Annotated in this window: 25 protein-coding genes; 13 read left to right on the plus strand and 12 right to left on the minus strand. The window is 65.1% G+C overall.

All coding sequences use genetic code 11. The annotated features are described in order from the left end of the window. Positions 1-6: 6 nt before the first annotated feature. From ACSVDO_RS24545 to ACSVDO_RS24555, 3 genes are all read right to left on the minus strand, one after another. Positions 7-984: a Bug family tripartite tricarboxylate transporter substrate binding protein gene (locus tag ACSVDO_RS24545; protein ID WP_332538155.1), complete on the minus strand. Its 978-nt coding sequence runs from the start codon at positions 982-984 to the stop codon at positions 7-9. 95 nt (positions 985-1,079) lie between these two features. Further along, a complete protein-coding gene (locus tag ACSVDO_RS24550) occupies positions 1,080-2,033 on the minus strand; it encodes a cupin domain-containing protein (RefSeq protein WP_489597688.1) in 954 nt (317 codons plus the stop codon). 1 nt (position 2,034) lies between these two features. After that, the gene (locus ACSVDO_RS24555; protein ID WP_489597689.1) at positions 2,035-2,934 is read right to left on the minus strand and encodes a fumarylacetoacetate hydrolase family protein; all 900 of its coding nucleotides are present in this window, start codon (positions 2,932-2,934) and stop codon (positions 2,035-2,037) included. 200 nt (positions 2,935-3,134) lie between these two features. Here ACSVDO_RS24555 and ACSVDO_RS24560 point away from each other — a divergent pair, with 200 nt between their 5' ends. The 9 genes from ACSVDO_RS24560 (at position 3,135) to ACSVDO_RS24600 (ending at position 11,282) form a co-directional block, all read left to right on the plus strand. Beyond that, the gene (locus ACSVDO_RS24560; RefSeq protein ID WP_489597690.1) at positions 3,135-3,896 is read left to right on the plus strand and encodes an IclR family transcriptional regulator; all 762 of its coding nucleotides are present in this window, start codon (positions 3,135-3,137) and stop codon (positions 3,894-3,896) included. Positions 3,897-3,898: 2 nt separating this feature from the next. Then, positions 3,899-5,071: a CaiB/BaiF CoA transferase family protein gene (locus tag ACSVDO_RS24565; RefSeq protein WP_489597691.1), complete on the plus strand. Its 1,173-nt coding sequence runs from the start codon at positions 3,899-3,901 to the stop codon at positions 5,069-5,071. 37 nt (positions 5,072-5,108) lie between these two features. After that, a complete protein-coding gene (locus ACSVDO_RS24570; RefSeq protein ID WP_489597692.1) occupies positions 5,109-5,981 on the plus strand; it encodes a citryl-CoA lyase in 873 nt (290 codons plus the stop codon). A gap of 19 nt (positions 5,982-6,000) precedes the next feature. Then, positions 6,001-6,930 (plus strand): acyl-CoA thioesterase domain-containing protein, encoded by a 930-nt coding sequence (locus tag ACSVDO_RS24575; RefSeq protein ID WP_489597693.1) that lies wholly within the window; start codon positions 6,001-6,003, stop codon positions 6,928-6,930. A 97-nt stretch (positions 6,931-7,027) separates the two neighbouring features. After that, entirely contained in the window at positions 7,028-7,663 is a 636-nt protein-coding gene (locus ACSVDO_RS24580; RefSeq protein ID WP_489597694.1) for a thermostable hemolysin, read from the plus strand. Continuing rightward, the gene (locus ACSVDO_RS24585; RefSeq protein WP_489597695.1) at positions 7,660-9,120 is read left to right on the plus strand and encodes an AMP-binding protein; all 1,461 of its coding nucleotides are present in this window, start codon (positions 7,660-7,662) and stop codon (positions 9,118-9,120) included. Before ACSVDO_RS24580 ends, ACSVDO_RS24585 begins: the two co-directional genes overlap by 4 nt. Beyond that, on the plus strand, positions 9,117-9,797 hold the full coding sequence (locus tag ACSVDO_RS24590; protein WP_489597696.1) for an iron-containing redox enzyme family protein: 681 nt from the start codon (positions 9,117-9,119) through the stop codon (positions 9,795-9,797). The genes ACSVDO_RS24585 and ACSVDO_RS24590 overlap by 4 nt, the downstream gene beginning before the upstream one ends. After that, positions 9,794-10,630: an SDR family oxidoreductase gene (locus ACSVDO_RS24595; RefSeq protein WP_489597697.1), complete on the plus strand. Its 837-nt coding sequence runs from the start codon at positions 9,794-9,796 to the stop codon at positions 10,628-10,630. Before ACSVDO_RS24590 ends, ACSVDO_RS24595 begins: the two co-directional genes overlap by 4 nt. Continuing rightward, on the plus strand, positions 10,620-11,282 hold the full coding sequence (locus ACSVDO_RS24600) for a hypothetical protein (protein ID WP_489597698.1): 663 nt from the start codon (positions 10,620-10,622) through the stop codon (positions 11,280-11,282). Before ACSVDO_RS24595 ends, ACSVDO_RS24600 begins: the two co-directional genes overlap by 11 nt. Here ACSVDO_RS24600 and ACSVDO_RS24605 read toward each other — a convergent pair. The 7 genes from ACSVDO_RS24605 to ACSVDO_RS24635 form a co-directional block, all read right to left on the minus strand. Then, positions 11,269-12,627 (minus strand): sensor histidine kinase N-terminal domain-containing protein, encoded by a 1,359-nt coding sequence (locus tag ACSVDO_RS24605; RefSeq protein ID WP_489597699.1) that lies wholly within the window; start codon positions 12,625-12,627, stop codon positions 11,269-11,271. The genes ACSVDO_RS24600 and ACSVDO_RS24605 overlap by 14 nt on opposite strands. Continuing rightward, on the minus strand, positions 12,624-13,298 hold the full coding sequence (locus ACSVDO_RS24610; protein ID WP_489597700.1) for a response regulator: 675 nt from the start codon (positions 13,296-13,298) through the stop codon (positions 12,624-12,626). Before ACSVDO_RS24610 ends, ACSVDO_RS24605 begins: the two co-directional genes overlap by 4 nt. A 43-nt stretch (positions 13,299-13,341) precedes the next feature. Then, positions 13,342-13,596, minus strand: a complete 255-nt coding sequence (locus ACSVDO_RS24615) for a hypothetical protein (RefSeq protein WP_489597701.1) — start codon at positions 13,594-13,596, stop codon at positions 13,342-13,344. Positions 13,597-13,943: 347 nt separating this feature from the next. Further along, the gene (locus tag ACSVDO_RS24620) at positions 13,944-15,113 is read right to left on the minus strand and encodes a GGDEF domain-containing protein (RefSeq protein WP_489597702.1); all 1,170 of its coding nucleotides are present in this window, start codon (positions 15,111-15,113) and stop codon (positions 13,944-13,946) included. A 561-nt stretch (positions 15,114-15,674) separates the two neighbouring features. Then, the gene (locus ACSVDO_RS24625; protein ID WP_489597703.1) at positions 15,675-16,892 is read right to left on the minus strand and encodes a serine hydrolase domain-containing protein; all 1,218 of its coding nucleotides are present in this window, start codon (positions 16,890-16,892) and stop codon (positions 15,675-15,677) included. Positions 16,893-16,926: 34 nt separating this feature from the next. Further along, positions 16,927-18,066, minus strand: coding sequence for a CaiB/BaiF CoA transferase family protein (locus ACSVDO_RS24630; protein ID WP_489597704.1), 1,140 nt, complete (start codon positions 18,064-18,066; stop codon positions 16,927-16,929). Positions 18,067-18,137: 71 nt separating this feature from the next. Next, positions 18,138-19,124, minus strand: coding sequence for a Bug family tripartite tricarboxylate transporter substrate binding protein (locus tag ACSVDO_RS24635; RefSeq protein WP_489597705.1), 987 nt, complete (start codon positions 19,122-19,124; stop codon positions 18,138-18,140). Positions 19,125-19,177: 53 nt separating this feature from the next. Between ACSVDO_RS24635 and ACSVDO_RS24640 the strand changes: the two genes are divergently transcribed. Continuing rightward, positions 19,178-20,311, plus strand: a complete 1,134-nt coding sequence (locus ACSVDO_RS24640; RefSeq protein WP_489597706.1) for a LysR substrate-binding domain-containing protein — start codon at positions 19,178-19,180, stop codon at positions 20,309-20,311. Positions 20,312-20,316: 5 nt separating this feature from the next. On the opposite strand, the gene ACSVDO_RS24645 is transcribed toward ACSVDO_RS24640, so the two are convergent. Beyond that, the gene (locus ACSVDO_RS24645; protein WP_489597707.1) at positions 20,317-21,324 is read right to left on the minus strand and encodes a GlxA family transcriptional regulator; all 1,008 of its coding nucleotides are present in this window, start codon (positions 21,322-21,324) and stop codon (positions 20,317-20,319) included. A gap of 307 nt (positions 21,325-21,631) precedes the next feature. On the opposite strand from ACSVDO_RS24645, the gene ACSVDO_RS24650 reads away from it, so the two are divergent. The 3 genes from ACSVDO_RS24650 to ACSVDO_RS24660 all read left to right on the plus strand — a co-directional run bounded on the left by ACSVDO_RS24650 (position 21,632) and on the right by ACSVDO_RS24660 (position 25,711). After that, on the plus strand, positions 21,632-22,366 hold the full coding sequence (locus ACSVDO_RS24650) for a sulfite exporter TauE/SafE family protein (RefSeq protein ID WP_489597708.1): 735 nt from the start codon (positions 21,632-21,634) through the stop codon (positions 22,364-22,366). Positions 22,367-22,378: 12 nt separating this feature from the next. Continuing rightward, the gene (locus ACSVDO_RS24655) at positions 22,379-24,340 is read left to right on the plus strand and encodes an amidohydrolase (protein WP_489597709.1); all 1,962 of its coding nucleotides are present in this window, start codon (positions 22,379-22,381) and stop codon (positions 24,338-24,340) included. 363 nt (positions 24,341-24,703) lie between these two features. After that, positions 24,704-25,711, plus strand: a complete 1,008-nt coding sequence (locus tag ACSVDO_RS24660; RefSeq protein WP_489597710.1) for a Bug family tripartite tricarboxylate transporter substrate binding protein — start codon at positions 24,704-24,706, stop codon at positions 25,709-25,711. A gap of 206 nt (positions 25,712-25,917) precedes the next feature. Here ACSVDO_RS24660 and ACSVDO_RS24665 read toward each other — a convergent pair whose 3' ends face one another. Further along, a complete protein-coding gene (locus ACSVDO_RS24665) occupies positions 25,918-26,742 on the minus strand; it encodes an AraC family transcriptional regulator (RefSeq protein ID WP_489597711.1) in 825 nt (274 codons plus the stop codon). Positions 26,743-26,755 lie beyond the last annotated feature (13 nt).

Below are 26,755 nucleotides of genomic sequence, written 5' to 3' on the forward strand. Positions count from 1 at the left end.
TTGGATTCATTCGACCGTGATGTCAGCCTTGACGATCACATCGCGCCAGAGGCTGATTTCCTGCTGGAAAAACTGCTTGAACTCGGCGGCGCTGCGCTGCGAGGGATGGGCGCCGCGCTGGCTCAGGTAGGCGGCCAGCGCCGGCGACGCCATGACGTCGCGGATTGCCGCATTGAGGGCGTCGAGAATCGGTTGCGGCGTGCCGGCGCGCGCGAACATGCCGAACCAGGTGCTGGCAGCGAACTGGCCGTAGCCCGCCTCCTTGGCCGTCGGCACCTGCGCCAGCACCGGCCAGCGCTGCTCCCCGGTGATGAGCAGGCCGCGCAGCTTGCCGGCCTCGATGAAGGGCGCCAGGTTCGCGGCGTCGAGAAACACCACCTGGGTCTCGTTCTTCATCACCGACTGCATGGCCGACATCGCGCCCTTGTAGTTCACGGGCATCATCTTGACGCCGGCCTGCATGCAGAACAGTTCGCCCGCCAGGCGCGTGGAAGTGCCGGCAACCGCGGCATTGAGCGACTCGGGCCTGGCCTTGAGCAGCGCGACCAGCTCGCCTATCGTCCTGGCCGGAACCTGGGGCGCGACGGCGATGGCGAACGGCAGCGACATCAGCTGCGCGACCGGCGCGAGATCGCGGGCCGCGTCGTAGCGGCTCTGGTGGCTCTTGTAGAGGCTGGGGTTGATGGCCGAGGCCGGCGTGTCGGTGAGCAGCGTGTAGCCGTTGGCCGGAGCGCCGAGCAGCGCGTTCATCCCGATGGCGCCCTGACCGCCGGGGCGGTTCTCGACGATCACGGTCTGCCCCAGGCGCTTGCTCAGCCCTTCGGCGACCAGGCGGCTGGTGATGTCCACCGTGCTGCCCGCGTCATAAGGGGTCACGATACGGATCGGACCGCTGGGATAGGCTTTCGCGGAAGCCGCGGCGGCGGCGCCCGCGGTGGCGATGGCCGCGGCGCAGCCCGCTTGCAAAACAGTGCGACGTTGCATGAACTTGTCTCCTTGGAAATTTTCACGGGCACGGGTGGGGTGCGGCGGCATGCATGCGCCTGTCCTGCTTCCACACCTGCGCCCTGGGGGCCGATCTAGACGTTTTCGCTGATCACTTCTTCGCGCAGCATGCCGATGGCGCGCATCACCGGTTCATCGCTGGCACGCACCATGAAGCTCTCGACATCGGCTTCATGGCGGTAGGCACGCCAGGCGGGAATGGCGATCACATCGCCCATCGCCCATTCGATGGTTTCGCCGTCGACCACGCTGCGGCCGCGCCCCTGGATCACCGTGAAGATGCTGTTGGCCGTGGTGCGGCACAGGGCCGAGCGAAAGCCCGCATTGAAACGCTGCGCATGCAGGGCCACGGTGCGCAGCGCCGGATTGCCCAGCTCGGCCTCACGCTGCGCCATGCCATGCGCGGGCGGGGCCGCGGCGGCCAGCGCCGCAAGCGTGTCTTCCCAGCGAAAAGCAATCGGCGAGCTGTCGGCATCGACCACATCGGGTTCGAGCTTGTCGGGATGGCGCTCGAAGAACATGCCTTCCATCAGGTGCACCAGCGGCACATCGAGCACATCCACCCAGTAGCAGTCCTCGTTGCCGTTGCTCGAATGCGAGTGCCAGGCCCAGCTGGGCGTCAGCAGCACGTCGCCGGGGCGCATCTCGACGCGCGTGCCATCGACCACGGTGTAGGTGCCCTTGCCTTCGAGAATGATGCGCAGCGCATTGGGCGTGTGGCGGTGGGCATCGGCGGTCTCGCCGGGCTTGATCAGCTGGTAGGCCGCGACCATCGAGCGCACCGTGGCATAAAGGTTGCCTTCCACGGGGTTGGTCATGGTCAGGTTGCGCCGGTCGGCCATTGCATGGTCCACCAGATGGCCGGCGGCGTTCAGGATGGGCTTGACGTCGGCGTAGCGCCAGCGGAAAGGCACGAAGTTCTTGCGCGGTTCGGCCCACAGGGCGGGCGCGCGACGGTGCCAGCCGCCTTCCACGCTCAGGCCGTCAAAGGCCTGGTACAGGGACTCCAGCGAATCGAGCTTGTTCATCTCAGGCCACCAGCGGTTGTTTCTTGATGTCCAGCACGTAGGGGTTCTCGAACACCACCGTGCGGCCCGAGCTACCCTGCACCACCTTCATGCACATCTCGCCGAGCTGGTCGATGCGGATGCGCACCACGTCGCCATCGACGATCCGGCCCACGCCCGCCGGCGTGCCGGTGGCGATGATGTCGCCGGGTTCCAGCGTCATCACCGAAGCCGCCATCTCGATCATTCCCGGGATGTCCAGCACCAGATCCCTGGTGTTGGCGCTCTGGCGCAGCTCGTCATTGACCCAGAGCTTCATCGCCAGGTTGGCGGGATCGCTGACCTCATCGGCCGTGGTGATCCACGGGCCCACCGGACAGAAAGTGTCGTAGGCCTTGCGGAACACGCGCTCCTCGCGTCCGCGCACCACCATGTCCATCAGGCAGGCGTAGCCGAAGACGTACTCCTGCCAGTCCTCGCGGCGCACATTGCGGCCCGACTTGCCGATGATGATGCCCAGCTCGGCCTCGTGGTGCACCTCGCGTCCGGGCAGGTCGGGCAGCTCGATGACATCGCTGGCGCCGCACAGCGACGACGCGGGCTTGAGGAAGAAGCCCTGGTGCGTGGCGCGGTAGTTGGCCTGCATTTCCTGGCCGTGATCGTTGTAGTTCACGGGATAGGCGATGACCTTGTTGGGCCAGGGCACGGGCGTCAGCAGCCGCACCGCCGACAATGCCAGGCGCGGGGCGATGTCGAGCGCGGCTTCGACCTTGGCACGCAGCTGCGTCCATGCTGCGATCATCTGCACGGCGCCGACCGGCGGCCACTGCTGGGGATCGACACCGACGACGTCCGTCACATCGAGCAATTCTTCACCGACGACGATGCCGATGCGACCTTCGTTAAAGCGGGCAATTTTCATGTCTTACGTCTCCATCATCTACAGCCAGCAAACCACAAAATCGATGCGCACAACAAATTTGTAGTTCGAACGAGCGAATTTTATCCAGGAAACTGCGCAGAAATCCATTTTTATTTTTGCAATGTTCTATTTGCCAATAAGTTTTCTTATTTTTCAGAACATCATTTACAATGACCACTCCAACGACACCATTTCCACGCATGCGCAAAACATCCCCTGCAACGCCCTTGGAAGACAACGCCGACGGCGTCGGCGTTGCCGCAGTGAACCGCGCACTGTCGCTGCTGGCCGCGTTCTCCAAACAGCGGCGCAGCTTCACGCTCACGCAGCTGGCCGAGCACACCGGGCTCTACAAGAGCACCGTGCTGCGGCTGGCGGAATCGCTGGAAATGGCCGGCTACCTCTATCGGGACCGCGAAGGCATCTACACCCTGGGGCCGGCGCCGCTGCAGCTCGCCTCCATCTACCGCAGCAGCCTGCACCCCTCCGAATTCGTCATGCCGGTGCTGCGCGAGCTCGCGGCTCTGACCGGGGAAAGCGCGGCGCTGTACACCCGCGCCGGCGACAAGCGGCTGTGCGCCTACCGCATCTCCTCTTCCCGCGCCATCAGCGACAACGTGCAGCAAGATGAGCTGCTGTCGCTGGACCGCGGCGCCGGCGGCCATGTCCTGCTGGCGTTTGCCGGCGAGCCCGGCGAGCGCTACGACGCCATCCGCCAGGGCCTGCTGTGCCTCACGATGGGCGAACGTGACCAGGAAACCGCGGCCATAGCCTGCCCGGTCTTCGGCGTAGACCAGAAGCTCGAAGGGGCGTTGTCGGTATCCGGCCCGCTGCACCGCTTCACCCCCGAAGCCATCCAGTCGATGCAGGGCCACTTGCTGGGCGGCGCGGCCAAGATCAGTACCCATTTCGGAGGAGACCCCTCCGTCTTCCTCGACCGCAACCCGCCAACCGGGACTTGACCATGACCCCTCTATTGAAGAACATCCGCGTTCTCGACCTCACCAATGTGCTTTCGGGCCCCTTTTGCGGCTATCAGCTGGCATTGCTGGGTGCCGACGTCATCAAGGTGGAATCACCCGATGGAGGGGATCTGGCGCGCCAGCTCGGTGCAGACAAGGACCTCAACCAGCACTCCCTGGGTGCCTCCTTCCTGGCGCAAAACGGCAGCAAGAGGTCCATTGCCCTGGACCTCAAAAACCCGCAGGACATAGACACCTTCAAGCGCCTGGTCGAGACGGCGGATGTCGTGCTGGAAAACTTCCGCCCCGGCGTGATGGACCGGCTGGGCCTGGGCTGCAAGCAGCTGCAGGCGATCAAGAAGGACCTGGTGTACTGCGCCATTTCGGGCTTCGGCCAGGATGGTCCGCTGGCCAAGTCCCCGGCCTACGACCAGATCATCCAGGGCCTGTCGGGGCTGATGAGCATTACGGGAGACGAGCAGACCGCGCCGCTGCGTGTGGGCTATCCGCTGTGCGACACGCTTGGCGGCATCACCGCGGCGTTCTCGATCTGCGCCGCACTGGTACGCCGCGCGCAAACCGGCGAAGGCGCGATGCTCGATGTCTCCATGCTCGACTCGACGCTGGTGTCCATGGGCTGGATAGTCTCCAACCTGCTGATTGCCGGCCAGCAGCCCGTGCCCATGGGCAACGAGAATTTCACCGCCGCCCCATCGGGCACGTTCAGCACCGGCAATGGACCGATCAACATCGCCGCCAACAAGCAGCAGCAGTTCGAGCAGCTGTGCGACATCATCGGCGCGCCCGAACTCAAGACCGATGCCCGCTTTGCCGAGCGCGAGGCGCGCAAGAGCAACCGCTTCGCGCTCAAGGGCCTGATCGAGCAGCAGCTGTCGACGGCCGATGCCGCGAGCTGGGAAGCCCGCCTGAATGCCGCCGGCATTCCCGCCGGACAGGTGCTGAGCATGGAGCAGGCTCTGGGCCAGCCCCAGGTGAAGCACCGCCAGCTGTTTGCGAGCGTGCCCTTCGGGCATGCAGGCCGGGCCGAACTGCAGCTGGCGCGCAGCGGCTTTCATGTCGACGGCGAGGCCACGGGTCCGGCCAGCGCGCCGCCGCTGCGCGGCGAGCATGGCGATGACATCCTGCGCGAGCTGAACATCGCAGCCCTGGCCTGAGCCCGCCCTCCCTTTCATTCCTTCAATTGCGCGACCGATGAACACCTCACAACCGCTATCCGCCGAACAGCGTCTCGAGCAAGCCACCGACTGGTGGAGCACCTCCATCATCGACATCCGTCCCGGAGTGATCAATACCCGCGGCATCCCTATCCAGGATCTCATCGGCAAGATCAGCTTCCCGCAGATGATCTGGCTGATGCTGCGCGGCGACCTGCCCAGCGCCGAGCAGGCGCGCCTGCTCGAAGCTACGCTGGTGGCGGCGGTCGACCACGGCCCCCAGGCGCCCTCGATTGCGATTGCCCGGATGTCGGTCACCTGCGGGCTGCCGCTCAATGGCGCCATGGCCTCGGCCATCAATGTGCTGGACGACGTGCATGGCGGTGCAGGCGAGCAATGCCTGATGCTCTACCAAAGCATTGCGCAGTTGCTGCCCGAGGGGCCGGGCCCCCACCCTGAAGCGCTGCTGGACCGCGCCGTCGACCAGGGCCTGGAGGCCTTCGTGGCGGAACACGGCAAGATCATTCCCGGCTTCGGCCACCGCTTCCATCCCATCGATCCGCGCGTGGCGCCGCTGCTGGCCCTGGTCAACGAGGCCGCCGAGCAAGGTCATGTGGCGGGCACCTATGCCCGCATCTCGCGCGCGGTGGAGCGCGGCATCCAGCGGCGCACCGGCAAGGCGCTGCCCATGAACATCGACGGCGTGACCGCGGCAGTCTATGGCGAGCTGGGCTTTGCCCCGGCGCTGGCACGCGGCATTTTCATCCTCTCGCGCTCGGTCGGCATTCTGTCCCATGCCTGGGAGCAGTCGCAGCAAGGCCACCGCATCAAGGGACCTATGCCGACCTCCATTCCCTACCGCTACACCGGCCCCAAGGCCGATGCGGGGGACGCAGCAGCGGTGGAGTGATCAGCCAACAGGTGAATCCATGAACCTCAGCCCATGCGCGCGCCGCGTCCTGCAGGCACTGGCGGCCTACCGCACCCCCGGCTGGATGTTTGCCGGGCATTATCTCGACCTGACCTACACGCAGGTCGACAAGGCGGCCACCGTGGTGGAGATGCAGGTGGGCGCGCACTGCGCGGCTGCCGATGGACGCATCTCGCCGGCGGCACTGAGCATCCTCGCCGACGTGGCACTGGCGGGCGCCGTGCGCAGTGCATTCGGCCCGAGCGCGCGCGTCGCCACCTTGACCATCCGCTTGTCGTTTGCTGCGCTGCCCACGCACGGCGTCCTGAGGGCCGTCGCGCGGCTGCAGCAGATTCCGGCCAGCGGCACGATGCCGACCGCGGTCGCCAGCGTGGATATCCATGCCGAGGATGCAAGCGTGTGCTGCAGCGGCGCGGCCTCGTTTGCGGTGCTGGAAAACCGCCTAGGCAGTGCGGACCACCCCATGCCGCGCAGCAGCACGCTGGCGGCCGCGCCTGTGCTGTCGGCCCATGAACTGGATGACACGGAGCAAACGGTCTGGGAACGCGCGCTGCAGGCCGGCCAGCAGCCAGGCCGGGGAAGCTTCATCGAGCAGTTCTGGGGCATCCTGCCCGAGCCGGCCAGCACGCCGGGACAGGCCCGGTGCCGCGTGGAATCGGGCATCCATATCGGCAATCGCTCGGGCCATGTCCAGGGAGGCGTGCTGCTTGGCGTGGCGGCAGCGACTAGTGCCGCGGCCATGCCGGCAAACTGGCAGCTGCTGGACCTGTCGGCACAATTCCTCGAGCCCGGCATAGGACCGCATATCGATGCCACTGCGACAGCGCTGCGCTCGGGCCGCAACCTGGCCGTCATGGATTGCCGGATTGCCGATGCGGCGGGCCAGACGATCTTTGCCGCGCAGGCCAGCAGTCTGCGCGGCCGCTGAGGCAGCGACGGCTGCGCCTTTGAAACGCCTCCTGCTCGCGGCTTAAGCTGGCGCAAATTTTGACCTTGCACCATGGCGACTCCTCAGAGGAGTTTTTATGTCCATGGCCTCGCTCAGAAAACCCGCAGACACTCATGCGCCGCCTTCGGTGCAACCAGAAACCACGCTGCACATCTGCCGTGAAAACGACCCGGAACGCGCGCAGGTCGAGGCTTTCATCCACGCGGTGTACGCCCAACGCTATGGTGCCCAGGTGCGCCATTTCACGCCGGTGCTGGTCTTTCTGCGCGATGCGTCCGGCATCGTCGCGGCAGCCGGATACCGCCAGGCACATGCCTCCCCGCTGTTCCTCGAGCGCTATCTCGATGCCCCGGTCGAGACCCTGCTGGGTGCCGGCAACGGCCTTGAGCCCGAGCGCAAGTCCATCGTCGAGGTGGGACATCTGGCGGCCGTGCGCGCCGGTGAAGGCCGCCGCCTGATCCTGTTGCTGAGCGCGCATCTGGCCCAGCAAGAGTTCGTGTGGGTCGTCAGTACCCTGACCCGCGAGCTGCGCTCGCTGTTCCTGCGCATAGGCGTGACGCCGGTGACGCTAGGCGTCGCCAACCCGGCAGCGCTGGGCGACGACGCCGTCAACTGGGGAAGCTATTACGAGCACAGTCCCCTGGTGCTCGCTGGACACCTTCCCCAGGCAATGCGCCGGCTTGCCACCAAGTCCGCAGGAGGTGCGCAATGAAAGCAGCGTCACAGACCACCATCGTTCTGGACGACGGCAGCCGCACCTGGAACGCTGCCGAGCTCGAGGGCGCGATTGAGGGCTTTGCCGACATGTTGTGCGCGGAAGACGTGCGCGTTCTTGCCACCTTGCTCGACAACTCCGTCGCCTGGATCGTGGCCGACCGTGCGGCCGAGCGCGCAGGCATAGTGCACGTGCCGCTGCCGCTGTTTTTCTCGCCCCAGCAGATCAGCCACGCCTTGCAGGCGACGGGCGTGGACGCCCTGCTGCTGCCGGTCACGGCGCCCTGGCCTATGGAGCCGGCCAGGGCCTGCAGCGTGGCCGGAGAAACGCTGGCGCTGCTACGCATGCCGGGCGCGCAGGTACCCATGCCCGCAGGCACGGCCAAGATCACCTTCACCTCGGGGACGACCGGCACGCCCAAGGGCGTATGCCTGCGCGCGGCGGCGCTGCACGCTGTCTCCAGCGGGGTGGTTGATGCCTTGGCACCGCTGCAGATCCAGCGCCACCTGTGCGTGCTGCCTTTCGCGGTGCTGCTGGAGAACATCGCCGGACTGAGCGCACCGCTGCTGAACTCGACGACCTGCGTGGTCGTGCCGCTGTCGCAGCTGGGTCTGGGCGGCTCGTCACGCTTTGACCCGGCGCTGTTCCATGCGGCAGTGCTGTGCCTGCGCCCGCAAAGCCTGATCTTGCTGCCGCAGATGTTGCGCATGTGGGTCGGCTTCCTTCGCGCCACGCGACAGCAGGCTCCGCACGGGCTCAAATTCGTTGCCGTGGGCGGCGCGGCCGCGGGCGCCGGCCTGATCGCCGCGAGCCGGGCGCTGGGCATTCCCGCCTACGAAGGCTACGGACTGTCCGAAGGAGCTTCCGTTCAGGCCCTCAACCTGCCAGGCGCCGACCTGCCGGGCAGCGCGGGCCGGGCGCTGGCGCACGCGCGCCTGCGCATCAGCCAGGATGGCGAGATCGAAATCGCGGGCAGCCTGTTCGCGGGCTACCTGGGCGACACCCGTCCCATGCCGCAATGGTGGCCCAGCGGCGACCTCGGCAGCATCGACGCGCAGGGATTCCTGCACGTGCAGGGCCGGCGCAAGAACGTGCTGATCACATCCTTTGGCCGCAATGTCTCACCCGAATGGGTCGAGGGCGCGCTGCAGCAAGCCGGCATCGCGACGGCCGTGGTGTTCGGCGACGACCAGCCGGCGCTCAGCGCTGTCCTCTGGCCCATCGACTCCAGGCTGTCCGATGCCGCGCTGCAGGCCATGGTGGATGCCGCCAACGCCACCCTGCCCGACTACGCCCGCGTGCAGCGCTGGGTGCGCGCCGCCCAGGCGTTCGACGTGGCCAGCGGCATGGCGACAGCCAACGGACGGCCGCAGCGCGCGGCGATTCTTCAGGCCCATGCCCACGGCTTGACCGGCATGCCCCAACCCCATAGCCCTTCCTTGGAGACTTCATGAGCTTTCACCAACAACTTCTCACGCAGACCGAGCCCGACCGCATGGCGCTGCTGTCCACGCCCATCATCCAGGGCTGCCTGCGCGGCGAGGTCTCGCTGCCCAGCTACATTGCCTTCCTGCGCGAGGCCTACCACCATGTGCGCCACACGGTGCCGCTGATGCAGGCCTTCAAGGCGCGCATTCCGGCCGGGCGCGAATGGCTGGAGCCGGCGCTGCAGGAGTACATCGAGGAGGAGCAGGGCCACGACGAGTGGATACTGCAGGACATCCAGGCCTGTGGCGAATCCAGCGACGTTCGCCACAGCCAGCCCGGCATCGCCACCGAGGTCATGGTCGCCTACGCCTACGACACCATCGCCCGGCGCAACCCTCTGGGATTCTTCGGCATGGTCCATGTGCTCGAAGGCACGAGCGTGTCTCTGGCGCTGCTGGCCGCCGATCAGATCCAGCAGCCGCTGCGATTGCCCGACTCCGCGTTCAGCTATCTGCGCTCGCACGGCACGCTGGACCAGGAGCATGTGCAGCACTTCCAGCTGCTGATGGACCAGATCACGGACCCGCGCGACCAGGCCGACATCATTCATGCCGCGCGCGTCTTCTTTCGCCTGTACGGCGATGTGTTCCGCAGCCTGCCTCTGCCCCAGGAGCATGCAGCGGCCTGCGGGATCGCGCCATGAACCCCGACAGCGCACGCGTGCTGCTGACCGGCGCAGGCGGCGGCATAGGCCAGGCGATCGCCACGGCCTTGGCCCATGCCGGCGCGTCCCTGCTGCTGACGAGCCGCTCGCCCGCCCGGTTGTCCGCGCAGGCGCGGGCTCTGCAGCAGCGCCTGCCGGCGGCCAAGGTCGATTGGCACGAAGCCGATCTGCAGCAAGGCACATCGATCGCGTCGCTGGCCGCGAAGGCGGCCGATTGGCAATGCAATGTGATCGTTCACTGCGCCGGAGTCGCGGAGTTCGGCCGCTTCGACAACACCGACGCGGACACGATGTCCCGACTCCTGAGCACCAACCTGCTGGCCCCGATGCTGCTCACGCAAGCCCTGCTGCCCCATCTTCGCAGCCTGCCGCAGGCGCAGGTCATCTGTGTGGGCTCGGTCCTGGGAGCCATGGGTCTGCCGGGATTCAGCGTTTACTGCGCCAGCAAGTTCGGCCTGCGCGGTTTTGCCCAGGCGCTGCGCCGCGAACTCGCAGATACCGCGGTGCGCGTGCAATACCTGGGTCCGCGCAGCACGCGCACGGCATTCAACAGCGCCCAGGCCACGGACTACAACCAGGCCACGGCAAGCGCCATGGACTCGCCCGAGGTCGTCGCCCAGGCCCTGCTGCGGATGCTGGAGGCAGGCACGGCGGAGCGCTTTCTCGGCTGGCCCGAGAAGCTGGGCGTACGTGTCAATGGCCTGCTGCCCACACTGCTGGACGGCGCATTCGCCAAGCACCGGGCCAGCTTGCCCGGGCTCTCGATAAATCCTGCCGCTACCGGCACCGAGGAGATGAAAAATGCACATTGATCGCAAGACGTTCCTGCGCGCAGCGGGCGCCGCTTTGTTGGCTTGCGGCGGCGCGCTTGCCTGGGCAGCGCAGCCCTCCCCCCTGGAAGAGGCGGTCGCGGGCCTGCAGCGCGACTGGGAAGTGGTCCGCTACCAGACTGCCGCCGCCGAGCGCGAAAAGCGCTTCGAGGCCTTGGCAGCCAAGGCACACCAGGTCAGCACCGCCTTTCCCGGCCGCGGCGAGGCGCTGATATGGGAGGGCATCATCGTCAGTTCATACGCGGGCGAGAAAGGCGGGCTGTCCGCGCTGGGCCTGGTCAAGCAGGCCAAGGCGCTGTACGAGGCCGCCATCCAGATCGACGGCAATGCGCTCGAAGGCTCGGCGTACAACAGCCTGGGCGTGCTCTATTACAAGGTGCCCGGCTGGCCCGTGGGCTTCGGCGACAAGGCCAAGGCCAGCGAGCTGCTGCAAAAAGCCTTGTCTCTCAACCCCAAGGGAATCGACCCGAACTTCTTCTACGGCGAATACCTGGTCGAGACCAAGCAGCCGGAAAAGGCGGTGGTCTACCTGGAACGGGCGCTGCAGGCACCGCCGCGCCCGGGGCGTCTGGTGGCGGACACCGGCCGGCGCGACGAAGCGCGCCAGTTGCTTGACAGGATCAAGGAGAAATGAGTTCGCAGAAACGGACGGTGGCGCGCACCGCGTCGCCCGCGCCGGCGTCGTACTCCAGCTGCAGGCCGTGCAGCGCCGCGATGCGCTGCGCGATCGAAACGCCCAGGCCGCTGCCGCCCTCCTGCTGACCTGGCTGGCGGTGGAAGCGCTGGCCCAGCCCAGCCAGCTGTTCGGCAGACAGCGGGCCGCCGCCATTTTCCACCGCGATCTGTTTTTCGCCCATGCGCAGCAGCACGGTGCTGCCGCCCGGCGCATAGCGCGCCGCATTGTCCACCAGGTTGCGCAGCAACACCGTCAGCAAATGGGTGTCGCCGATCAGCGGCAGCGCCGGCCGGCCGGCAGCCGGCCATTCGCAGGCGAGTTCTATATGGCGGCGGTCGGCCAGAGGCAGGCAATCGCTGAAGATTTGCTCGACAACAGGCGGCCAATCGATCTCCGTGCCCAGCAGTTCGGCGCTTGCCGTCTCGGCGCGCGACAGCGCCAGCATCTGCGTCACCAGCCGGTCCATGCGCGTCAGCCCGGCATCCATCTGCTGCTGCGCCTGCAAGCGCTCGCTGTCGCTGCTCGAGCGCTTGACCACATCCCATTGCGCACGCAGCACCGCCAGCGGCGTGCGCAGTTCGTGCGCGGCATCGGCGGTGAAACGGCGTTCGCGGGACAGCAGGCTGCCGATGCGCTCGAACAGACTGTTGATCGCACCCAGCAGCGGCTTGAGCTCCGCCGGCGCGCGCTCTGCCGCCACCGGCGCCAGATCTGCGGCATCGCGGCGGTGCAGGTCATCCGTCAGCGCATGGATGGGGGCCAGCGCCCGGCGCACTGCCCAGGCCATGACCAGCAGCAGCAGCGGCAGCACCAGCAGCCAGGGCAGGATCTGACTGGCGACCAGCGCGTAGACCAGCTCGCTGCGTTCGTACAGCCCCTGTCCCACGGCCACCAGCGACTGACCCGATGTGGACTGCAGGTAGTAGATGCGCCATGCCTCCCCACCCACCGTCTCATCAACGAAGCCCACCGCATTGGCCCGAAACGGCAGGTCCTCGCCTTCGCGATCCGAGACCAGGATGTTTCCCTCGCGGTCCCAGACCACCACCGCCAGATCGCGCACATCGCCTTCGCCGCTGTCGGCCGCGCCCGCCTTGGGCAACGGCGGAAAGCTGGCCTGGCCCGACATGGGAAGGGACGGCAAGATGATCGCGTGAATCTGCCGGGCCAGGCGTATGAGTTCGGTGTCGTAGAGCTCATTGACTTCATGGCGCGAGCGGTCGATCGACATCCAGACTGCGGCAGCCCATACCAGGGGTGCGCAGACCAGGAGATAGAGCATCAGCCGGCGCTGAAGGCTCATGGCATGGACTCAAGTGCGCCCATCGCATAGCCCACGCCGCGCACCGTGCGCACGATGGCGGGATCGATTTTGCGGCGCAGGTGGTGGACATGGACCTCGAGCGCATTGCCTTCGGGTTCGGCATCGCTCCAGTCATAGAGCTTTTCATGCAGCAGGGCTTTGGACAGCACGCGTTGTGGATCTAGCATCAGGGCTTCGAGCAGCGCCAGCTCCCTGGCCGTGAGGTCCACGCCCTGGCCCTTCCAGCGCACGAACTTGCTCGCGGGATCGTATTCCAGCGCTCCGTGCCGCCAGGTCGGCTGGGCGCGGCCCGAGGAGCGCCGCAGCAAGGCGCGCAGCCGCGCCGCCAGTTCGTCCAGCGTGATCGGCTTGAGCAGGTAATCGTCAGCGCCGCAGTCCAAACCGGCGATGCGCTGGTCGACGCCGTCGCGCGCGGTCAGCACCAGCACCGGAAGCTGTATGCCGCGGTCGCGCCAGCGGCGCAGCCACACCAGGCCGTCGCCACCAGGCAGGCCCAGATCCAGCACCACGGCGTCGTAAGGCGTGGCCAGCAGGGCGCCATCGGCGTCGCTGCCGTTGGTGAACCAGTCGGCCGCATGGCCGATCTGGCGCAACCCCGCCGCCAGGGCCTGCCCCAGCAGCACATCATCCTCCACAAACAACACGCGCACAGGCTCCTCCCTCTGTCCGCGCCAGGATGCGGACCGGGTTCCATTATGCGGAGCAAACGCGCAGCACGCCGCACAACCACTGCGGCACCTGCCGCACCACCGCCACCAGCGAGGCCGGCTCACCCGTGAAGGCCAGATAGATCGCGCAGTCCATGCCCAGCGCGACCAGCGTGGCTGCGGCAACGGCCGCTGCTGCGCCGGCCAGTGTCAATGAACGGCGCAGCGACCACCGGGCAGGAACGCCCTGGGCATGATCGGTGGCCGGCTGGGGTGGTGCATTGCGTGCAAGATCGTTCATGGGCCGGATCGTCGCAGGCGAAGATTTGCCCCGGCTTAAGACGCGCCGGCCCGGCGGTCCGCCGCGCACCGGCAGGCACGCTCACGCCTTGCCCCGGCAGGGTCGCCCAAGCATGTGCGCCCTGATCAACGGACGCATCGCTGTCATAGGCCGCTTGCCTGCGACGAACGCGCGACGAAGATCAAGGCTGCACCAGCGCGGCACCGTAGCCTCTTGTACTCCGCAGCGATTCGATGCAGCCACTTGCTGTTCGTACGTCTGGTCGCCGGGTTCCATGCAGATATCGCAACCGCCTCTGCAAGACCATAGGAAACCTGTGCCTGGAAAGGCGGCAAGCCGCTAATGCCTTAGCGTTCTTCCGTCATCACACAATTACGCCCCGCTTCCTTGCCACGGTACATGGCGGCATCCGCACGCGAAACCAGCGCTTCCAGGGCTTCTCCAGGCCGATACTGAGCCACTCCCAACGTGCATGTCACTTGAAGGTCCTGATGGACCATTTGTGGCCATGGCAAGGATTCGATGTGTTGTCGAATGCGCTCCAGAACTATCTGCGCCTGAGCCGATTTCGTGCCAGGCAACACCAGGAGAAACTCTTCTCCCCCGTATCGTCCCACGCAATCCATGCTGCGCAACTGCGCTGACAAAAGCTGCCCAAAAGCACGCAGCACCTGGTCTCCACCGTAGTGGCCATAGCAGTCGTTGACCTGTTTGAAATGGTCGATATCCAGCAGCGCCACGCAAAGCACCGCGCCATCACGTTGGGCGGCATCAAGGCTTTGCTGCAAGCGCTCGATAATGCCTCGCCTGTTCGCCACGCCAGTCAAATCGTCCTTGCGCACCAACTCTTCGATCTGACTCAGCGCGACTGCCAGCTTTTCATTGCTTGCACCGAGACGGTACTGCATGCTGCGAAAGTATGTGACCAGGATACTGCAGCGAACGACAGCACCGAACATGACACCGATGGCCAAGGCCTGACCGGCCCGCGTATCCGTCGTCATGCGCATCTGCGGTCCCAGCCACGCGATGATCACCACCACGGCGATGAGCGTGCCCCCCCAGGTCAGCCAGAAGCTGGTGCGCCGGCGGGCCAGAAATCCATCCGTGCTGAAGACCAGCAACATGACCAGCCCCTGAAAAGCCGCCTGAGGCGCTGCGATGAGCAAGCCTAGAACACCAGTCACCGCCAGCAACTGGTGCACCAGAAACAAACCTGGATCCCGCCTCGAACGGCTCCAGCCACTGGAGTAGGCCCAGGTGATGAAGGCCATGCCCAGACCCACCCACAGCCCGTAAAGCAACACCGCCTGCAACGGGGCATAGCCAGCCCAGCTGTGACCAAGAAACAGTCCAAAGGCATACAAGTGACTCACCAGCACCGACGTGTGCAGCTGCCAGGTGCGACGGCGCCAGCGCTCCAGATGCTGCGTCTCGTCGGTCAAAGGAGACGAGGACTCAGGCCCCCACAAAAGGCGGCCACGTGCTTTTTCAGGGGACGGAGCAATCACAGACATCTGGCGGACCTAACGTGTCATTCATCGGCATATGTTTCCCCATCCAGCTCTGGTGCAGGTCTACCCCTGTGCCCTCCTTTGTCTGGACGCGCGTTGACCAGGGTCAGCCATGACCCGGGGAAGATAATTCAACCAAAGCCCGTGATCCGCGGTAGGTCTGTTGCAGCAGCGCCGAGAAAAACACGGCATCACGGAGGCTGCAGACGAGTAGCCTGCAGCAAACATCGGCGTTTGGCACCGAGGAAAAGGCAAGGCACGAGAAAATATCACGAACGGATGAGATAACGCGGCCGCAGAGTCAAGCTTTTGCGCCAAATCAACAAAATGGTGCAGCGGGTGAGCGCTTCCTCTGACCCAACGGAGTTGAAATCTCGACCCAAAGTCTGCCGGACTTCATCCACATGGATGCTGTCCTTGGCGTGCCGGTTGACGGGTGAGCCGCCTGGGCGCGCATCCCGCCGCATGTCCCAGGCCGGACCTGCAGGTCAATCGCTGCCGCCGAAGTCTCAGATGCCGCCCCTCTTTCTGGCCTGCCCTTGGCCAAGCAACCGAGCCGGCATATTAGCGGCGCGACAGTTCATCCGCGATGGCCTGAAAGCCGCGCAGACGCAAGGGCTCCATCGCGGCCAGGCGTGCATCCGCGGCAAACTGGGCGATCAGCACCTGTGCCTGCGGCGCCACCCACAGCCGCTGGCCGTATTGCCCGCGACAGGCAAAAGATGCGTGGCGGTCGTGGTAGAACCACAACTGGCTGCGGTAGGATCCGCCGGGAGTGACGCTTGCCGCCTCGCCAAAAATGCTGGGGTCGCCTCCCTGGCCTATCTTGCGGTACACGGCTTCGGGCAGGATCTGCTGGCCGTTGAATGCCCCGTGGCAGCGCAGCATCTCGCCCAGACGGGCGAAATCCTGCAGCGTCGCGCTCATGCCGGCCCCCGCCCATTCCACGCCGCCGGCATCGATGGAGATGCTCGCATCGCGCTGCGCGCCCAGCCGGGACCAGATCCTCTGGCCGATGATCTCATCCAGTGGCTGGCCGGTCACCTTGCGCAGTATCCAGCCCAGCGTGTCCGTGCTTCCGTTGTCGTAACGAAACAGACCGCCATGCTCGCCCATGGGACGGGCATTGACCAGCAATTCGTAAACGCCATTGGGGCCGGCGTAGTCCGCTGGGCGCGGCATGAAGCCCAGGCCGCGGATGTAGTCCACCTGCACCTGCCCGGGCACCTTGGGCGCATCGGAAAACTTGAAATGGGCACGCATGTCCAGCAGCTGCCGCAGCGTGGCGCTGCCAAGGGGCGATGAAATCAGCTCTGGTACATAGACGCTGGCGGGCAGGTCTTCGCGCAGCACGCCTTCGAAGATCAAGGTCTCCACCAGCAAGCCCACCACGCTCTTGGTGCACGAGTACATGGCGTGCACTTTGGTGGCGTTCATGTCGCCGTAGTAGCCTTCGTAAACCACCTTGCCGCGGTGCATCACCAGCATGGAGTCGACGCCGGTGCGCTCCAGTACCTCGGCATAGGACAGTTCCGACCCGTCGTCCACCGCTACCCGCAGCGCATCAATGGCCAGTGGCTCGCCGGCCGGCAAAGGCATGATCGGTGCGTCACCGCGAGAGATGCGTGCCGTGGGATACATGCGCGTGGGGTTCTGGTTGCGCCAGCCGAGGTGGTCGGGCTGGTAGCCGTTTTCCCGGCTCACCCGTTTGTCGGGCGGCGGTGGAAAGCCGACCATGATGCCTTGTCGGCTGGGGGCGATCAAAGGGTTGTCGATTTGCATGCTATTGGTCCTTGTTCTAATGCCTGGATATGCCTCACGCGAGGCCATGCGCGGCGGCCGGTGGATACGGTGAAGGCAAGCCGCCATACAGTCCTTGTGCGCGGAATCCCAGCCCGGGAACCTTCACCGCCGAAGCCTCAGGCAGGGCCCACTGCTCCACCAGGTCATTGGCAACGGCCTCTGCAATGCACTGACCCAGGTTGCGCACCCAGGCGGCCGGCACACCGGCCGCATTCAGGCGGGTCTCCAGATCCTTGGCCGACTGCTGGCTGATTTTCTCCTCCAGCAGTGCGCGCAACTCGGGGCCATGGGGCGAGTTCACAAAGCCACGGGTCTGGCCGGCCAGCAAACTGCTGACCTGCTGCCCTATGCCCAGGACCGTTGCCAGTTGCAGCATCTGCTGGGGCGTGTTGGCACCCACGGCAATCTGGCCGTCATCACACGCGAAGGTCTGCGCCCCGGGGCTGCCGGAATACCCCACGTTGCCGACACGTGGCGGCGCGCACCCGGTCGCCATCACATCGACGGTCATGGGGTACATGAGCTGCAGGGCCGCCCCGAGCATGGACACGTCGATGCTTTCGCCCAGACCCGTGAGATCACGTCGGCGGATGGCGGCGATGATGGCCAGCGCGGCCAGGATGCCGGTGATGGTGTCCACCACCGGAAACCCCACCTTGATCGGGCCGTCGTTCTCCCCGCCCGCCAGCAGGCTCATGCCGGAAGCCGCCTGGATCACATGGTCGTAGGTCGGGCGGTCGGCCCAGGTGCTGCCACGCCCGTAGCCGCTGATGGCGCAATGGATCAGTTCCGGCTTGCGCGCCCGTGCCTGGGCCTCGCCGAAGCCGAACTTCTCCAGCACGCCCGGGCGCATGTTGTCGACCATCACGTCGGCCTGCTCGAACAGCGCCCAGGCCTGCGCCTGTCCCGCACTGGTCGCCAAATCGATGGTGACGACCTCCTTGCCGTGGTTCAGCGAGGCAAAGGAATGGGGCTTGCGCCGCATGGAGTCGCCCCGGTGCGGGTTCTCCACCTTGATGACGCGGGCCCCAAGGGCCGAAAGATAATAGGTCGAAAAAGGTCCGGCAATGACGTGCGAGAAGTCCAGCACGACAATGCCGTGCAGCGCGGCGGTGGATGGCGGCATTGCGGTGGTGCCGGTGAATTGACTCATGATGGGCTTTCTGTGGTGAAAAACGCGCCGTGCAGGCCTGGCCGGCGTTTGCCTGGGCAGGCAGGCTCTGCTCAGTTCCTGTTGAAATCCAGACGCTTGCCCAGCGCCGCCATGGTGGTCACCTCACGTTGGATCAAGCGGCTGAATTCGTCCGAACTCCGGCTGAAGTCGCTGATGAGGCCAAAACCTTTGAGCTTCTCGGCCACGGCGGGCGTTTCCAAGGCCGTCCTGATCTCCTTTTGCAGGCGCTGGACCACGGCGGGCGGCGTGCCGGCGCGCACCACATAGCCACCCCACAGTCTCGACAGCGGCAGCGCTGCCCCGGCTTCGGCGAGCGTCGGTACATCCGGCAAGGATTTAACGCGTTCCGAGTCCCGCGTGGCCAGCGCCCGCAACTTGCGATACGGAATGAACTGCATCGCAGTCACCACATTGATCATGGTGAAGTGCAGATCGCCGGCCATGACGGCATTGACCATTTCCGGTCCGCCCTTGTACGGAACGGCAAGGCCCTCGAAGCCTGCGGCCTGCTCGAAGGCCAATCCGCTCAGGTGCTCGTAACTGCCCGCGCCCAGGATCCCGTAGGTGAGCTTCTTCGGATGGGCGCGCCCATAGTCCAGCAGTTCCTTGATCGTCTTGAAGGGCGAGTTGGCGCTGACCACCACCAGGCCGGGGGTTTCATTCACTTTCAGCAACGGCAGGAAGTCGCGCGTGAGATCGAAGCGCTGGTGCACGGCTTGCACCGCCGCGAAACTGGAATTCACGTACATCAGCGTGTGGCCGTCGGCGGGTTGACCCAACACCGTCTGCACCGCCAGCTGGTACAGGCCGCCGGGCCGGTTCTCTATGAGCACGGGCTGGCCCAGCGCTCTCGCCAGCTGTTCGCCCATCAGACGGATGACCACATCTGCCGCGCCGCCGGCCGGCAAGCCCAGAACAACTCGCAGGGGGCGGCTGGGAAAGCCCTGCTGTGCCGCAGCAGGAAGCGCCACACCGAGGCTTGCTGCGCCCAGGGTGTGCAAGACATGTCGCCGGTTCAGGGCGAGTTGGGTTTTCATCGCGGCACCTGTTTTCAATGATTGGAAGGCCATCGTATGCCGCATCAACCATAATGAACAAATACTCATTTCTGAATCAGTCATCTGAAATTGATATGACCCAGCCACCCCTTGCGGCCCCAGGCACGGCGCCAGAACAATCCACGCCGGCGCTGCCATTGAGCGTGCGCATAGGCCGCCTGCGCGTGCGCCATCTGCAGCTGCTCGATCAGATCGAGAAAAATGGCTCGCTCAGCGCCGGTGCTGCAGTCCTGGGCGTCAGCCAGCCGGGCGCCACCAACATGCTGCATGAGATCGAGGAAGCCTTCGGGCGGACACTCCTGGATCGCTCCCATCGCGGGGGGCGGCTGAATGCCGCCGGCATCAATGCGCTGAGCCGCATGCGCGTGGCCTTGGGGGCCCTGGTCGCGGCGACTGCGACCCTCAGCGCCAAGGAAGACCTGCCGTTGGTGCGCTTGGGCATCGTCCCCCTGGTAGGTCTGGAAGCCTTGCGCGAAGTGGTTGCAAATCTGGAGGCCGACGCCACTTTGCCGCGGATTGCGCTGCGACTGGGGTCCGTCGGAGAACTTTTGACCATGCTGGTCAACGGCGAAGTCGATTGCGTCGTGAGCAGCCTCGACAGCGAAGTCGCGCCGCAGCAGATCCACCAGTTCCGCATCTCGCATCTGTGGGAGGAGCGCCGCGTGGTGGTGGCGGCGATAGACAACCCGCTGGTTCGCCGACGCAAGGTGACCCTGGAAGAATCGCTGCAGCACCCATGGATACTGATGCCTGCGCGCAGCACCACCCGCCAGGCAGTGGAGCGGATGTTTCTCACGGCAGGGCTGCCCCCGCCCGAGGCCCGCATAGAAACCAACTCGTTTCACATTGGCCTGAACCTCGCAGCCGGCAGCCGGATGCTGACCGTCGTTCCCGAGAGCGCGTATCGGCAGTGCACCGACAAAGTGCGCAAATTGCAGATGAGCCAGGAATTTCAACCCAGCGTCATGACCTTCATCACCTTGCGAGACATCCCGACGACGCCTTACGTCGATCTGCTCGCCGAACGGTTCGGACGCTATGCAAAAGATGTGGAGCGAAGGCTGGACAACAGCCCCGCAACGGGCGCGATGTGCTCACGCACCGGCCCGGGGCGTCAGGCTGAGGAATGGATGCAGCAGCACGGGCAGCAGGCCGGCATCGGCTGAGGGCGCTAGGCCCGGTCGCGCAGCAAAGGCGGGCTCTTGGATTTCGGGCTGCGATCCTCGCTGGGCGACAGTCCGTATTGTTGTCGATAGGCGCGGGAAAAATGGGTCAGGGATTCGAAACCTACCGCCACAGACGCTTCAGTGACCGTTATCGCAGTATGGCGCAGCAGGCTGCGCGCGTGCTCCAGCCGCAGGCGCCGGTGGTAGCGGCTGGGGCCTTCGCCGACAATCTGTGCAAACAGGCGCAGCAGCTGGCGCGTCGAGACGCCGACATGCTCGGCGAGCTCGGGCACGCCTATCAACCGCTCGGGTGTGCTTTCAAGAAAGCGCATGGCACGGGCCAAGGCCGGGTGGTGGATGCGACTGCGCGTGGTGAGCTCCATGCGCTGGGCCAGGTCGCCGGGACGGATGCGGTCATGCAGGCAGTGCTCGGCGACCCGGTTGGCGAGTTCCAGTCCATGGTCGATGGCGACGGCACTGAGCATCATGTCGATGGCCGCCGTGCCTCCGGCGCAGGTCAGGCGCCGCGCATCGATTTCAAACAGGGTTTGCGCCACCACCACTTTGGGAAAGCGTTCGCGAAACGCCTCCACAACCTCCCAATGCACCGTGGCCCGGCGTCCATCCAGCAGGCCCGCACGGGCCAGTAAAAAGCCAGCAGTATCGAGCGCTCCCAGCGTGGCGCCGCTGCCATGGGCCTGGTGCAGCCAGCGGCGCAGCTCACGCGAGTAGTAGCGCTCGGGCTGAATATCCGCGCACAGGATCACGCTTCCCGGTTCGGCCTCATCGAATACCGAGCCTTGGGGCTGGATCGAGATGCCATTGCCATCGGTGACCGCCGCCCCATCCAGGGACAGCAGCTTCCAGACATAAGGTGTCGACAAATAGCGGTTGGCGATGCGCAGCGGCTCAATCGCCGAAGCCAGCGCCATCATCGCAAACTGCGGGAACAGCACGAACGTGATCGGGCCCGGCAGCAGGGCCTGCGAGAGCAGTGGAGCGGAGGAAGACATCAAGTCCCAACATGCAAAAACGTGGCGTTAATGTGCCAATTATCGGCACAAAAAGCACATATCCAAAAGGACGCCACTCACAGAATAGCGGCATCGCCACTGGAGATCCGCTTGTTATCTGTTTGTTCAATCCTATCCCCCTGCCCTGGCCAAAGCCGGGCAGCGCGCGCGGCGCGGCCGGCGAAATGCAGCTGCGGCGCGCAAGAATCGCTGGCCGTTCACACCCTGAAGACCCTGGTCCGAGAGCCATTGCGCAGTCAACGTTCAGCGGCGGCCATGTCGCATCGCCAGCAGAAGGTGGTTGCCCATGGCTGAACTGGCCTACCCTCTGTTCGTGGTGCTGCTGGGCTACGTGGTGCTCGGCATCACGGGATTTGGTTCGGCGCTGGTCATCGTGCCTTTGCTGGCCTGGCACTGGCCCTTGCCCGAGGTGGTGGCGCTCGCGCTGCTGATGGATGTGCCTGCATCGCTGCTGCATGGCGGCTTGAATTTGCGCCAGGTCAATTTTTCGGAACTGCGCCGCCTGCTGCCCGGCATGGCTCTTGGCACGCTGGCAGGGCTTTGGCTCACCGGGATTCTGGCGCCACGCTGGCCACTGCTCGCACTCGGTCTGTATGTCGCCACCGTGGGCATCAACGCACTGAGGCCGCGGCCTTGTGCGGCGCCGCGCCCGCTGGCCGCCCCCTGGGCGCATGCCATGGGATTCGCCATCGGCATGGTGGAGATGCTGTTTGGCACTGCCGGGCCTTTGGCCGTGGCCTGGTTGAGCCGCCGCTTGACGGATGTGCATGTGCTGCGCGCCAGCACGCCGGTGATCCTCGTGGTCAGCGCCAGTGCCGTGCTGCTTGGCCTGGGCTGGACCGGGCGGCTGTCGAGCGGCGAACTGTGGTCACGCTGGGCCAGCTTGATGGGCGTTGCCGTGGTGGGTGTGCTGCTCGGCAACCGGCTGGCGCGGCGCATCTCGCCGGACATCCTGCGCAAAGCCATCTGCGGACTGTTGACCATCAGCGGACTGGCTCTGGTGCTGCATGCCTTGGGCTGAAGGTCAAAAGTCGTGACCACCGAACTTGAACCATCTTGTTTATCTGGACGGAGTTTCACCATGAACGAATCAATGGCGTCTTTCAAACGCGCGCCGCTGCGCATCTTTCTCGCACGGCATATCCACACCATGGACGAATCGCTGCCCTATGCCACGGCGGTCGGGGTGATAGGCGATCTTATCGTGGCCGTGGGCGACCTCGCATCGATGGAGCCTTGGCGCGCGGGCCGCGAAGTCGTGGTCGACGACAGCCTGCGCGACAAGGTGCTGTTGCCCGGATTCATCGACAACCATGTCCACCCTTTCCTGGGAGCGCTTCTGACGCCCATGGAAATCATTGCGCCGGAGGCGTGGCGCATGGAAGGCGGGCGCATCGCGCCTGCGGCAAACACGCCCGAGCGCTATCTGGAGCTGCTCAAGGCCCGGCTGGCCGCGAAGACGGATCACAGCGAAATTTTCATCACCTTCGGCTACCAGCCTGCAGAACACGGCCGCCTGAACCGGGCCGCGCTCGATCTCTTGTGCCCTGAGCGCCCGGTCATACTCTGGCAACGCTCTTTCCACGAAACCTATATGAACACCGCCGCCATGCAGCGGCTGGATCTCACCGAAGACCTGGTGGGGGAGCACCCGCAGGTCAACCTGTCCGAAGGTCACTTTTTCGAAACCGGCAACAAGCTGGTGGTGGCCAAGCTGCTGCCCATGATGCTGCAGCCCGAGTGGTACCACCGCGGCCTGAACACCACCGCCGAGCTGATGCACCAGGGCGGCATTACAACCGCCGGAGACATGTTGTTCGGCGCCATTGATCCGGAGTACGAACTCGCCGCACTCGAGGCCTGCATCGAGCGCAGGAACCGGCCGCTGCGGGTGGTCAACATTGCCGATGCACGCGGGTTTTCCAACCGTGCCATCGGCCGCAAGGTGATGGGCGCGCCGGATGAATGTCCGCCGTTCGAAAAAGGACTCAAGGCGATCGAAGCCATGCAATCGCGCGAAAGCCGGCGCGTGCGCTTTTCCAAAGGCATCAAGCTTTTCGCCGATGGCGCGATGTTCTCGCAGCTGATGCAGATGAACCCGCCCGGCTACATCGATGGACACCATGGCGAATGGCTGATGAGCCCGGCCGTGCTCGCCGAAGGCGTGCGGGTGTTCTGGGATGCGGGCTACCAGATCCATGTGCACGTGAACGGCGACGGCGGCATGGATGCGGTGCTGGCGGCGCTCGGCGGCGCGCAGGAGAGAAAACCCCGTTTCGATCACCGTTTTGTCGTTCACCACGTGGGTTTCCACACCAACGCCCAGTCGCGCCGGCTCGCCGCGCTGGGCGCCCATGCTTCAGTCAACCCCTACTACATCCATGCGCTGGCGGACAACTACGGCCTGCTGGGCCTGGGCCGCGAGCGGGCCGACCAGATCGTGCGGGCCGGCTCGATGCTGCGCAACGGTTTGCGCGTTTCGTTTCACTCCGATTTCATGATGGCTCCCATGGAGCCGCTGATGCTGTCCTGGTGCGCCGCGACGCGCACCACCCGCTCAGGGCGGCAGGTCTCTCCAGAAGAGATGCTCAGCATCGATCAAGCGCTGCGTGGCATCACCATCGACGCGGCCTTCGCTCTGCGCCTGGACGATGAGATCGGCTCCATTTCCGCAGGCAAGAAGGCCGACTTTGCGGTGCTCGAAGATGACCCGTTCGAGTTCGGCGCCGAGCGGCTGAAAGATGTGCACGTGGCGGGAACGGTGTTCGAAGGCGAGCTGCATTTGCTGGACAGGCCCGTGGCCAGCGTGCTGGCGGGCGACGCCGTGATGGCCGCCCCGGCGGCGCAACGCAACCGAGCATCCGGCAGCAGCTACCGGCCGCTTCCCTCCGCCTATTGCTGCGGACCCGACGGCGACCCCTGCCTGTTTCTGCGCCAGCTGGCGACCCTGGGATTCACCGTACCAGCTCGCAGCAGCAGCGCAGCGCTTCGCTGAAAGATGGACCGGCAGGCACTTGCCGGCCGACGCTGCGGCGCATAGCCAGCGCGAGACGATTCGTTGTGGCCGATGGGTCGACGAGTCCTGCGTCAAGCGCGATCGGGCGCTGACCGAACAGCGCCATTAAGGGGACGAAACATAAAGAATGGCCGCACCGCTGGAATAACGCTTTGCGAACGCCGCTGAATCATTCGCCCCTGAATAACGACGCCGTAAAGCCGCGCCATCCCAATACCGAATTTCAAAAAAGATATTACCGCTGACGCATCAACGGATGCACTCGATTTTCACCCTGGCGACAGCAACGCAAGCGATCCCCCCCAAAAAGCATAGAAATTTTCATATTGACCAGGAGACGAAATGATGAAGCAAGAAAATCGGAAATCAATACTCAAGAAACTCGCTGCCTTGACCTTGGCGCCCCTGATGATGGGAATCACGGCCACGCCGGCAATGGCACAAAAAGCCGAGTGGCCGGCCAAGAACCTGCGCCTGATCGTGGCGTTTCCGCCGGGAGGCTCGGTCGATGTGCTGGCCCGCTCCCTGGCAATGCGATTGACGAAACAGCTGGGGAAATCGGTGATTGTGGAAAATGTCAGCGGTGGTGCGACCGTCCCGGCCGTGCAAAGTCTGCTCCGCTCGGAGGCGGACGGACACACGATGCTCATCACATCGGATGTGACGTTGAGCATCAACCCGGTGCTGCTTTCCTCCGCGCCCTATTCCGTGACCAGAGACTTGACGCCCATAACGGTACTCTACACATCGCCCAACTGGCTTCTTGTCAAATCCGAACGTTCGGAAAAAAGCTTCAGCGACCTGGTCAAGACCATCGCCGCCAACCCCGGCCAGGTGTCCATAGGCGTCAATGCAACGTGGGGTGCCGCGCAACTGGGGCTGGAGACCTGGAAAAAGGCATCTGGCCTGGATTTCACCGTCGTGCCGTACCGCGGCGGGCCGGCAGCCATTACGGATCTGATTGGCGGGCAGCTTACTGCAACTGTTGACTTTCCAGGCTCTTCCATTCCACATGTCCGCAGCGCAAAAGTCCGGACGCTGGGCATACTGCAGGACAAACGCAGCCCCGCAATGCAGGATGTGCCGGCTGTTTTGGAAGGCGGCAGCCAAGGCCCGCGGGTGCAAAGCTTCGTCGCGATCGTTGCCAAGTCCGGCACCCCCACGGATCGCATCCAAAAGCTCAACCAGGCCATACAGCAGGCTGCCAAGGAACCTGAGTACCAGGCGATGCTGGACAGCTTGATGAGCGATGCAGTCCTCAACTCGCCGGCACAGGCAGCAGCCTGGATTCAAAGTGAAACGCTTCGATACGGCAAGCTGGTCAAGGAGTCTGGCGTCAAGCTCGATTGAAGCGGGCCGGCAAAACGGGAGTGCGTGGCGCGATCATCCAGCAGAAAACTTGCGCTGCGCCGCCCACCAGCTCCATGCGAGATTCACCGGGCGAAGATGGGCCCGCGGTGATTACCGGCGCGAGAAGCTGCAGAAAGCTACCCTGTACATGACCGCCTGGCTTGCCTGCTCTGGTTCTCTTGCAAGCCAGCGGGTGTTGGAGCGGCTCACCCGTCTCGGGAGTCGCCATCCGGTGCCACGCGGTGGAAAAACTCCCCCGGCGTGGCATGAAACAGCTTGCTGAATGCAGCAATGAACGCAGACAGCGAGTCATATCCGCAGGCCAAGGCGACGTCCGTCACGCGCTCGCCGCGCTCCAGGCCCGGCAGCGCGCTGAGCAATCGCATGCGCATGTCCCAGACGCGGTAGGTCAGGCCGGTCTCGCGCAGAAAGCGGCGGCTGAGCGTCTTCTCTGAAACGCCGAAGCGCTTGCTCCATACGTCCAGATGGATTCTCTGGCCGGGCCTGGCCTGCACGCTGCGGCAGAGCTGGCGCAGCTGCGGGTCCGCAGGCATGGGCAGGATGAGGTCCTCCTCGCGGGCGCTGGCAAGCTGGTCCAGCAGAACCGTGGCCAGACGTTCATCCGCGCTGCCCGGTGCGTATTCGACCGGCAGGGTGCTGAAGGTGCGAATGAGCTCGCGCAGAAGCGGGCTGACCTCGAGGACCCGGCAACGGCTGGGCAATGCAACGCTCTGAGCGTCGGCGATGTAGAGACTGCGCACGCAGGTGCGCTCGGCACACAGCACGCGGTGCATGACTCCGGCTGGAATCCATACGCCGCGCTGCGGCGGCGCGACAAAGCGGCCGGCGTCGGTGCGGACTTCGAGCACGCCCTCCACCGCATAGGCGAATTGAATCCAGGGGTGCCTATGCCGGAAGGCGAGCACGGTGTTGGGCAGCGATTCGGCATGGCCATGGACAGGCCGCGACAGCACCGTCAGGTGCGCCAATTCAGCCGAGGAAAGCGCCGCGGTTTGTCCTTTGGTCGACACTTGTTGGTCTTTC

The organism is Comamonas sp. DB36 (genome assembly GCF_057914905.1).

Bases quoted from the DNA above. Each gene is read 5' to 3' on its own strand.
- ACSVDO_RS24545 (WP_332538155.1), bottom strand. From the start codon at position 984: ATGCAACGTCGCACTGTTTTGCAAGCGGGCTGCGCCGCGGCCATCGCC.
- ACSVDO_RS24550 (WP_489597688.1), bottom strand. From the start codon at position 2,033: ATGAACAAGCTCGATTCGCTGGAGTCCCTGTACCAGGCCTTTGACGGC.
- ACSVDO_RS24555 (WP_489597689.1), bottom strand. From the start codon at position 2,934: ATGAAAATTGCCCGCTTTAACGAAGGTCGCATCGGCATCGTCGTCGGT.
- ACSVDO_RS24560 (WP_489597690.1), top strand. From the start codon at position 3,135: ATGCGCAAAACATCCCCTGCAACGCCCTTGGAAGACAACGCCGACGGC.
- ACSVDO_RS24565 (WP_489597691.1), top strand. From the start codon at position 3,899: ATGACCCCTCTATTGAAGAACATCCGCGTTCTCGACCTCACCAATGTG.
- ACSVDO_RS24570 (WP_489597692.1), top strand. From the start codon at position 5,109: ATGAACACCTCACAACCGCTATCCGCCGAACAGCGTCTCGAGCAAGCC.
- ACSVDO_RS24575 (WP_489597693.1), top strand. From the start codon at position 6,001: ATGAACCTCAGCCCATGCGCGCGCCGCGTCCTGCAGGCACTGGCGGCC.
- ACSVDO_RS24580 (WP_489597694.1), top strand. From the start codon at position 7,028: ATGTCCATGGCCTCGCTCAGAAAACCCGCAGACACTCATGCGCCGCCT.
- ACSVDO_RS24585 (WP_489597695.1), top strand. From the start codon at position 7,660: ATGAAAGCAGCGTCACAGACCACCATCGTTCTGGACGACGGCAGCCGC.
- ACSVDO_RS24590 (WP_489597696.1), top strand. From the start codon at position 9,117: ATGAGCTTTCACCAACAACTTCTCACGCAGACCGAGCCCGACCGCATG.
- ACSVDO_RS24595 (WP_489597697.1), top strand. From the start codon at position 9,794: ATGAACCCCGACAGCGCACGCGTGCTGCTGACCGGCGCAGGCGGCGGC.
- ACSVDO_RS24600 (WP_489597698.1), top strand. From the start codon at position 10,620: ATGCACATTGATCGCAAGACGTTCCTGCGCGCAGCGGGCGCCGCTTTG.
- ACSVDO_RS24605 (WP_489597699.1), bottom strand. From the start codon at position 12,627: ATGAGCCTTCAGCGCCGGCTGATGCTCTATCTCCTGGTCTGCGCACCC.
- ACSVDO_RS24615 (WP_489597701.1), bottom strand. From the start codon at position 13,596: ATGAACGATCTTGCACGCAATGCACCACCCCAGCCGGCCACCGATCAT.
- ACSVDO_RS24620 (WP_489597702.1), bottom strand. From the start codon at position 15,113: ATGTCTGTGATTGCTCCGTCCCCTGAAAAAGCACGTGGCCGCCTTTTG.
- ACSVDO_RS24625 (WP_489597703.1), bottom strand. From the start codon at position 16,892: ATGCAAATCGACAACCCTTTGATCGCCCCCAGCCGACAAGGCATCATG.
- ACSVDO_RS24630 (WP_489597704.1), bottom strand. From the start codon at position 18,066: ATGAGTCAATTCACCGGCACCACCGCAATGCCGCCATCCACCGCCGCG.
- ACSVDO_RS24635 (WP_489597705.1), bottom strand. From the start codon at position 19,124: ATGAAAACCCAACTCGCCCTGAACCGGCGACATGTCTTGCACACCCTG.
- ACSVDO_RS24640 (WP_489597706.1), top strand. From the start codon at position 19,178: ATGAACAAATACTCATTTCTGAATCAGTCATCTGAAATTGATATGACC.
- ACSVDO_RS24645 (WP_489597707.1), bottom strand. From the start codon at position 21,324: ATGTCTTCCTCCGCTCCACTGCTCTCGCAGGCCCTGCTGCCGGGCCCG.
- ACSVDO_RS24650 (WP_489597708.1), top strand. From the start codon at position 21,632: ATGGCTGAACTGGCCTACCCTCTGTTCGTGGTGCTGCTGGGCTACGTG.
- ACSVDO_RS24660 (WP_489597710.1), top strand. From the start codon at position 24,704: ATGATGAAGCAAGAAAATCGGAAATCAATACTCAAGAAACTCGCTGCC.